At 68.9% G+C, this 676-nt stretch carries 1 protein-coding gene; it reads right to left on the bottom strand.

The genetic code is table 11. The annotated features are described in order from the left end of the window. Positions 1-149: 149 nt before the first annotated feature. Positions 150-676 (bottom strand): phage Gp37/Gp68 family protein (locus JNK74_29060; GenBank protein MBL7650230.1); only part of this gene is annotated, 527 nt, incomplete at its 5' end.

Below are 676 nucleotides of genomic sequence, written 5' to 3'. Positions count from 1 at the left end.
GAGGGCGCGGCGAACAGCCATTGCTTGACCGCACCGGGATCGAGCCAGGCGGCGAACACCCGCTCCGGCGCGGCGTCGAAGCGGCGCGTGAGACGCAATCCGTCGCCAGAGGTTTTCGAGGTTTCCACGGTCATGGCGCATTCCTCCTCTCAAAGCAGCGCCCCGCTCGACTCCGGCCGCTCGTCCCACGACCGCCCCGCCAGCAGCCGACCGTTGGCTTTCTTGTCGCGGTGGACGCCATCGGCGCCCCCGGTGCCCCACTGCTTGAACAGGAACGCCGCGCCGGCCGCTTCGCATTGGTCCCGCACCGCCAGCGCCCACTCGCGCATCGGCCGGGCGTCCGGGCCGGATTCGCCGCCGACGATCACCCAGTCGATCCCGTCCAGGTCCAGCGGCCCCAGGTCTTCCAGCAGCGGCTCCACCGACAGGAAGCGGACACGAGCGGGTACCCGGCGCAGGTGCGCGATGCGTGGCAACCCATGGCGGCGATCCTCGACCGTGACGCCCAACCAGACGTTGGGCGGGACAGGGCGGTTCGCGAAGAAATCGGGCAGCCGTTCGGCGCGTTTGGTCAGGAGTTGGTAGGTATGCCGGGGCGTGCGGTGCATCGTCATCAATACCCGGTTGATGAACGCATCGGGCACGTCCTCGTGAAACAGGTCCGCCATCGAGCAGA

It is taken from the genome of Candidatus Hydrogenedentota bacterium (genome assembly GCA_016791475.1).
GTDB lineage: Bacteria > Hydrogenedentota > Hydrogenedentia > Hydrogenedentales > JAEUWI01 > JAEUWI01.
Note: the sequence above shows the minus strand (reverse complement) of the source record. Positions and strands in the feature narration are given on the sequence as shown.